5 protein-coding genes are annotated in these 7,564 nt (G+C 50.6%); 4 read left to right on the forward strand and 1 reads right to left on the reverse strand.

The annotated features are described in order from the left end of the window. Positions 1-721, reverse strand: a 721-nt coding sequence (locus OEV79_11950) for a M55 family metallopeptidase (GenBank protein ID MDH4212148.1), incomplete at its 3' end; no start/stop codon positions are given. Between the two features lie 220 nt (positions 722-941). On the opposite strand from OEV79_11950, the gene OEV79_11955 reads away from it, so the two are divergent. The 4 genes from OEV79_11955 to OEV79_11970 form a co-directional block, all read left to right on the forward strand. Then, on the forward strand, positions 942-1,112 hold the full coding sequence (locus OEV79_11955) for a hypothetical protein (protein ID MDH4212149.1): 171 nt from the start codon (positions 942-944) through the stop codon (positions 1,110-1,112). Positions 1,113-1,200: 88 nt separating this feature from the next. After that, entirely contained in the window at positions 1,201-3,969 is a 2,769-nt protein-coding gene (locus OEV79_11960; GenBank protein ID MDH4212150.1) for a PD-(D/E)XK nuclease family protein, read from the forward strand. Beyond that, entirely contained in the window at positions 3,962-7,018 is a 3,057-nt protein-coding gene (locus OEV79_11965) for a UvrD-helicase domain-containing protein (GenBank protein MDH4212151.1), read from the forward strand. The genes OEV79_11960 and OEV79_11965 overlap by 8 nt, the downstream gene beginning before the upstream one ends. Positions 7,019-7,027: 9 nt before the next feature. Continuing rightward, positions 7,028-7,564, forward strand: a 537-nt coding sequence (locus tag OEV79_11970; GenBank protein ID MDH4212152.1) for a hypothetical protein, incomplete at its 3' end; no start/stop codon positions are given.

Below are 7,564 nucleotides of genomic sequence, written 5' to 3' on the forward strand. Positions count from 1 at the left end.
CTGCGTCAGCAACGAGCGAACTCGCGAGGTCGATTTCCGCCCGGATCGGCGATCTGAATTTAAAGGGTTTGATCTTCTTTGCCTTTTGAATTGCACGGACGGCTTTTAATGAGATCTCTTTCTGGACATCTTGCGGATGACGGCATTGCGCCGCTGCCCTCGAGATGCCGCGCTTCGCGATCACTGTCTCAACAGATTTACCCAGGAATTTTCTGACTTCCTTGATGAGCAGATCGTCGCCGCTGACCAGCGCCACAGGCACGCCGTAGTACCCGGCAAGTGCCGCGTTGATCTCGGTTTCGCCAACAGTGTGTCCGTTTATGTTTACGCGATATATTGAAGCCGATGAGTAGGTGTGGTCCATTCCTGCGGCCCTCGTGCCGGCCATTGCGTGATAACCAATGAAAAATGCCGCGTCGTATTCTTCACTGATGCCGTGCATCATGTAGTATTTTCGAGGTGTGCCTCTTATCAGGGTCACGCCCGGTTCCAGTTCCTCGATCAGGAGATTTTCACCTGAAGCGTGGGAATCGCATACTGTGATCATACCTACGCGTTTCCCGCTTTTTCTTATGCCGCGGACCGCTGCGTTCACTTCCTGAGTGGCGATCCTGCGCATTCGCTCCAGGCTCGCAGAATCTTTCGTGACCTCGCGCCACGAGGAGACCGCGCTGATGCCTTCTATATCAAAGGATATGAATACGTTTATCTTTATCTTCATGCTGGATTATACGCTTACCCCTCATGTTGTCAATGCAGCGTCTCTGAAACTTTGCTCGGTTTTTATAATTCAAGAATTAGCCAATTGGCTAATTCTTGAATTGCTAGTGCGAACAGGAGGACGAATGCGCACGGTGGGATACAATGGCCGTATCTTCACCCCAACTCATTGACATCGCTTCACAGCCCGCTATAATTAATGAAATACAGGAGGTAGGATTGTGATATTTATCGTCATAGCGCTTGGGATCGTAGTTTTTCTCTGGCTCGTATCTTTCGTGATACAGAAGTTAGAGAAGGCGAAGCGCGAAGAATATATAAAGATGAAACAAGAAGAACGTAAGAAGGAAGAGGAAGCGAAGGAAAGGGCAAACCGCCCCAGGTTTTACTAAGTACATTTTTCAGAACTCAACAAAAGATTGCGAGGGGTCGCTTCTTCGTCGTATTTGACTTCACAGGTCAACTATTTATAATATCATTATGCCGGGTATAGAAGATAAGGTAAAGATAATTCCGATCGAACAGCCGTTTCTGCGCGTCCTGGCTGAGCATGTGAAGGAGAAGTTGGAGTCTAATTCCCCGGATTTTTCACGACTTCTCATGGTATTTCCGTCGCAGCGTAACAAATTCTATTTCCGGCGCTATTTGCTCGAGGAGGTTCATTGCGAAGGGATCATACCGCCGGCGATGAAAACGATCGATGAGTTGATCGCATTCGCATACGAGCAAACCGGCGGCAGCTGTGGCAGGATGCTGGACTCGCTGGAACGTAATTTCCTGTTGAAGAACATCATCGATTCGCTAAAGATCGAGATGTGGCGTGATTTGCCGTTCCTCAGATTCGTTTCGATCGGCGAGCGGTTACTCAATTTTTTCGATGAACTGGCGCGCGAGCGCGTGACGATCGCTGATCTTCAGGAGCTAAGCGCGGCCGGCCATTATCCTGAGAAGTATATAGAAGACGAACTCCCCATCTTAAAGAAGATCTACGAGGAATACCGGAACGCACTTGACGCAGCAGGAGCAAGTGATAATGTCGACGTGAACGATTCTGTTTATGAAAAGTTCAGCGCGGATATCCTGAGTGGTTTTGATTTTACGACCATCGCCGGGCTTGCCGGCTTGACCGCGGTCGAGTCAAAGATCGTCGGGACCATCCTGTCAGACATTCCGTCAGAACTCGTTCTTCACTCGTGCTCGCCCGATGAATTGAAGAAAGCGGCCGACGTCCATGACCCGTTCCATGTTCATCATAAATTATTTCAGACCCTCAATGCAGACCCGCAGGCTGTTTCTATGCTGGGCGGACAGAACACTGTCCATCCGGTGTTGCACGTGAGGTCGCTCAAGAGCGAATCGCAGCAGACGTTTCATCTTCAGTCGGTCCTGCAGGAAGTCGCCAAGCGATACAGTGAGCTGCACCGCGTCGGGATCGTCCTTGCCGACGAGACGATACTCTTTTCCATCACCGAGAGCCTGAAGACGCTGGGCATCGAGTACAACCTCTCGGCCGGCCTTTCCTTCAAGCAATCTTCATTATATTCTTTTCTCGCTCAGCTACACGAAGTGGTGAACAGCGATTATCATTTCGAGGAATTGTTTTCATTCATCCGCCATCCATTGATGAAAAACGCGGTCATCGACCGGCAGGAACTGCGTCCCCTTATCTACGGTCTCGAGAAGACCATGATCGACAGGCAGTGCAATTATTTTGATACGGAAGAATTTGTGGATTCATTCGGGCCGCTCGTCAGCTTCATAAAGCGCTGCTGCGATGCTGTAAATGTCGAATTAGAGTTTTCCGAGTACTTAAGCGGGATTGTGGCATTGCTCAACGATCTGCTGTCGTACAATCAGGAAGTCGTGAAAAGAAGCTCGCCAGATATCAAGGAATTCCTCGACCGTCTGCATGATTTGTCTGCACTGCGTGTTCCGGAGAAGTACTTGCCACAAGGTAAGGCGATGCTGGAATTCCTGCTGCGCGTGCTGGAGAGTGGTCGTTACCATATCCAGGGCGATCCGATGCGCGGCGTGCAGATTATCGGCGTGCTCGAAGCAAGGAACCTCGATTTCGATTGCGTGATCATTCCTTCAATGAATGAGAACATATTCCCGAGGCACAGCGAAAAGGACATGTTTGTGAATCAGGCGCTGAGGCGAGCGGTCAATCTCCCGCACAGCCAGGAGCGGGAAAATCTCTTCTACTACTATTTCACCGAGTTGAAAGAAGGAAAGAAAGAAGTTCATATCTCCTACGTGGCCGAGGAAGATAAGGACATCGCGTCGCGTTTTATCATGCTTGCGTTACCAGGCATGCGCCATGACGACGCGGTCACCAGACTGCAGCAGTGCGCGTTCGCATTACCAAAGCGCTCGGTCGAGAAGAGCAGTGACCTGCTCAAGATAATCTATGGTAAACTGCAGCGGCGGGGCTTGAGCCCGACGGCGCTCTCAATGTACCGGGCATGCCCGTACCAGTATTATCTTCGATACGTACTGGACGTTGCCGAGCCTGCAGAGATAGTCGAGGAACCCGGCGCTCTCGAGTGGGGCAGCATCATTCACGCGGCGCTGCAACATTTCTACTCGCGCCATTTTCCACGTGGTTTCAAGCAGAGCGACATGGACCGGGCAACTTCGCTTCTTGAAATGGAATTCGACAAGGCGATCAGCAGCAACAAGGGGCTGGCCCGCAAACCGCGCGCAGTTACCTACCTCGATGCAGAGATCTATAAAAGGTACCTGCGTAGTTTTCTCGCGGTTGAGCTGGAACGCTTCAACCTGGGTTTTGAAATCGCGAGGGAGGCACTCGAGCATATTGAGAAGCATTACGTGACTGTAAACAGCACGCCCATAAGGCTCACCGGTATTCCAGACCGCATCGACACGCTCGACGAGAAGTACTACGTTATAGATTACAAGACCGGCAGCCTGCCAAAGAACAAGGAACTTGAGATCGGAGATGACTTCCTTGCGTTTCAGCTGCCCATGTATGCCGTGATCTTTTCGAGGGGGAATTTCGACGCCATCGGCGGCATGCTCTACTACAAGATCGATGAAGCGTCCCGAACCAGGGATATCGTCGAAGGCATGAACGTCACCAGTTACCTGACTGATTTTCACGATAAGATCCTCATTCCAACGATAAAAAAGATCCTCGATCCCGATGTCTCGTTCCACCAGACCGACGACCCGGAGTCATGCAAGCATTGCACGTACAAGCAGGTGTGCGGAGAGATCGATGAGTAGCATGATCAAGAACATCGCGCTTGTTTCTGCGGCCGGCTCCGGCAAGACGCACGCGCTCACAAAACGTTTTCTCTTGTTATATCTGCAGGACCCCGGGTATCCTCTCGAGTCTCTGTACGCCATCACGTTCACCAATGCGGCGGCGTATGAGATGAAGGACCGTATCCTGCACTATCTGGATGTGCTCAGCACCGGTGTCGCGAAGACCGATTCCGAGAAAGAAGTGCTGGAATATTTCAGCGGCATATTCCCGGATGTCAAAACGCGCGCTGCAGCACGCAGGCTGCAATTGCTCAACAATCTGTCAGACCTGCACATTTCTACCTTTCACAGCCTTTTTGCTTCTTTCCTTTCCTGCATCCCGTTTGCCGCGGATATCATGCCCGATTACGATATCCTTGATGAAACAAAAGAAGGCGCGCTCCTTGTCCAGACGATCGATGAATTCTTCGAGGCCGCGGGCAGGGATAAAAAGGTTCTAAGGGTCATCAGTGATATGATGGAGCAGCAGGGGAAGGGAATAAAGAGAGGTATCGACCAGCTCTACGAAAACCTCATTAACTGGATGGATTTCTTCGATGAATTGACGGGCCGCGAGCAAAAAGTAGTAGCCGATACCACAAAACATTCCAGTGCCTTTGCTGAATCGCTGAAGAAATTTGTAGCGTTTGTCCATGCGCATGAAGATGCAGCCTGCACCAAGACCACGGGCAGGATGAACACGTACCTTGCCAATTTCCTTAGCAAGATCGAGGAAGCGGCTGCTGCCGGCGATGCCGAAGCACTCAAACCCTTATTTGCTGAGTTTTTGGAAAATGGGATCGAGAGCAAGAAATACATCCGCGATTTTATTGAGAATCTCGATTCGCCGCAGGAGTATCACGCCGTGCTCAACGAACTGGTCGTTTCGTGCAGGAAGTACATCGTGACACTATCAGAGCGCGAGATACTCGTGCACGTGAAACCGATCATGAAGATACATGAGTACTTCCAGCGCGCCAAAAAGGAAAAGAACGCGTTGAGTTTCAGTGATATCGAAACGTTTACCTTGAAGGCCCTGGCGAGAAGCCCGGAGACCGAATACCTCTATTTCAAACTCGGTTCTGAGATAAACCACCTGATGATCGATGAGTTTCAGGACACCAGCCTTCATCAGATCGAAATACTCGAGCCTATCATGGATGAAATCACCGCGGTCGAGCCGAAAAAGAAGAGCCTGTTTTATGTCGGGGATCCGCACCAGTCGGTCTTCCGCTGGCGCGGCGGTGCACCCGAACTATTCGAATACGTAAAGCAGCGGTACGGAGAAAAGATCGAAGGTGACGAACTCGTTGTGAACTACCGCACGAAGCAGGAGATCATTGATTTCGTCAATCTGATCCTCAACAAAAAAGACCGGGCAAAACCCGGCAACACGGGCGGCTGGGTACGCGTCGAAGAGGTAGGTTCATTTCCGTCAAAAGGAGAGGCCAGGGAAGCGGTCATGGCGAAAACCTTGGCGATCATCGAAGAACTCACCGCTAAATACGGCTATGCACTCGACGATATTGCCATCCTCACGCGGAAGAATAAATTTGCCAGGGAGCTGGCAGGCGTGTTGTCCTCATCCGGAATCGCCTGTGTTAGCCAGGCGCGGGCGAGCGTGCTCGATGAGCACGATGTGCAATTCATGATCCATCTCTTGCGGTTCCTCGATGACCCCGAGGATGATTTCAGCCTCGTGCATGTTCTGCTGTCGCCGGTGGTCAACCTCAAGGAAGAGACGATAAGGAAACTAAAATTCCACGGCAAGACCCTGTACATGGTTCTCCTTGATCACCATGCTGATTGGACGGTGACGCAGAAGCTAAAGGATTTGTTGTCGAGCGTTTATTTCTGTAATCCTTATGAGTTGATTTTCCGTAGCATACGCGAATTCGGGCTCAAGATGTCTTATCCGCTAGCCACCTTGCTCGATGCTGCGTTGTCATATACAAAAGATGGTTTGAATTCACTCGCCCCGTTCATTAACTGGTTCGAACAGCAGGGTGCGTTGCTGCAGGTGAAGGAAACTCATGCGCGTGGCGTGCAGATCCTTACCATCCACCGCGCAAAGGGGCTGGAATTCGAGGTTGTCATAATTCCTGAGACCGATGAAGATCTATCCAGGGGCGAGAACGACAACCTGATCTTTTCGTATAAAGATGACAGTGTGCGGCCGGACAAAGTATACTGGCGCGGGTACGGCAGGTATCTTCTGGATCTTAAGGAAGCAGAGAGGGTACGCTTGGCAAAGGATAGCCTGAATCTCCTGTACGTGGCGTTGACCAGGGCCAAAACCGGTGTTTACATGCTCGGCTTCACCACAAAGAACAGAAATGCCGGTTTCTGGCTTGAGACGATCAAAGAACGGTTAGATGGTAAACCCTACCCGATGATTGACATTGTGCCCAAAGAGAAGCCGCGCGGGGAAGAAGCGAAAGCAAAACCGTATGTCGAGGTCCGCGAAGCGCCGGTGATCAGCGAAGAACGGACGCTCTATTCGCCGACTGAACGGGGCGTGGAAATAGTTGCGCCTGAGCGAAGGAGAGGAATGAAGTTTGGAGAAATGATACACCGCGCGCTGAGCCAGGTCGAATGGCTTGATGATGTCGATGTCGAAAAGTGCATTGCCGATGCCGTTGAGTACACGAAGAGTATTTTTGCGCGGTCGGCAGAGGATGAGAAGGAGATCGACGCACGGCTGGCGCCGCTGGTGCGGGATACGCTGCTCGACCAGGATTTGAGATTTTTGTTCTACAAGGACGGCCGCGACGTCACATGCAAGAACGAATTGCCGATCTATTTCGAAGAAGAGAAGCGCGACGTGTCCGCGCACATTGACCGGCTCATTATCGGCCGTGACGAAATAGTCATCGCCGATTACAAGACCGGCGGGGAAAAAGGTGAATACAAGAAACAACTGCGTGTATACAAGAAAGGTATCGAAAAGATATATCCGGGCCGCTCCACCCGCACGCTGATGGTATATCTGGAAAAGGAAAAGGGTAAAAAAACCGTAGAAGTCTGAGGGAGGAAAATGGCGGGTTTGCTGATGCTGCCGTTGCTGCTCGGCAATTTCGTAGAGAAATGGGTAATTCCGGATGGTAAGGGTAGCTATGGAACGATTGTAGTAGAAGATGTAGATCACGATGGATTGACAGACATCATAGTGCGGAGGAGCTTAGAGATCAAAGTTATGTTCTATGAGTTGAGCCTGCAGAATCTATGGCAGTTGCAGGATTCAATAGTTGATGATGGTGATCATCTTATCTGGGATTCCGGCGATTTTGATTTGGATGGGTTGTACGATCTTGTCATGCAGTCGAGTTGGGGCCCACCAGCAGTTGGTATAGCAATTTTCGAATCTCCCGATTCTTTTTCCTATCCTACCCAGGAGGTGTGGCGCGATACGGTGGGACCGCCGCTAGTTTTGCCAATCTCGGCATTTGACTTTGACCGGGATAGCATAGCAGAAATCGTGAAGAATAGAGCTATGCCGTACGGCTACATTGGCATTTATGAATCAGTAGGGGACAATAATTACGAACTGGTTTTTGCTGATAATCCGGAAACA

The organism is candidate division WOR-3 bacterium, from assembly GCA_029858255.1.
Classification (GTDB): Bacteria; Hydrothermota; Tepidihabitantia; order SM23-42; family SM23-42; genus SM23-42.

What these genes read in the sequence shown, in the direction of transcription:
- OEV79_11960 (MDH4212150.1), top strand. Translation starts at nt 1,201, where the DNA reads ATGCCGGGTATAGAAGATAAGGTAAAGATAATTCCGATCGAACAGCCG.
- OEV79_11965 (MDH4212151.1), top strand. Translation starts at nt 3,962, where the DNA reads ATGAGTAGCATGATCAAGAACATCGCGCTTGTTTCTGCGGCCGGCTCC.